A 356-nucleotide genomic window follows, 5' to 3' on the forward strand; every position below is an offset into this window, starting at 1 on the left:
GTCAGGAGAAGGTGGAGAACCTGCATAAGAGGGAGACCATCGCATCGATCCAGGTCGCGGTAGACCTGCAGGGTGTCATCGGGCACTGAGCCTGTTCTCCATCGAGCGGCAGGGCGTCCGCCTGCCTGAAGGAAGCTGACATGCAGGCTCTGTTCAAGGAGATCATCGACGGAGAAACCGAGAAGGTCGTCGAGCGGCTCGAACGGGATTCCGGTATCGTCGCGCTGACGGCGACCGCTCCTCCGAAGAAGTACGGCGGGCAGTCGCCGCTGCAGGTCGCTGTCCCCTCCGGGCAGTTCGCGATCGCTTCGTTTCTCGTAGAGCACGGGGCCGACGTGGACTTCGTCGACACAGAC

Annotated in this window: 1 protein-coding gene; it reads left to right on the forward strand. The window is 62.6% G+C overall.

Annotated elements, in window-relative coordinates; genetic code table 11:
* Nucleotides 1-140: 140 nt before the first annotated feature.
* Nucleotides 141-356, forward strand: a 216-nt coding sequence (locus SB658_RS22455; protein ID WP_410602429.1) for a hypothetical protein, incomplete at its 3' end; no start/stop codon positions are given.

Origin of the sequence: Bacillus sp. SIMBA_008, from assembly GCF_046535495.1 — a bacterium.
GTDB classification, from domain to species: domain Bacteria; phylum Bacillota; class Bacilli; order Bacillales; family Bacillaceae; genus Bacillus; species Bacillus subtilis.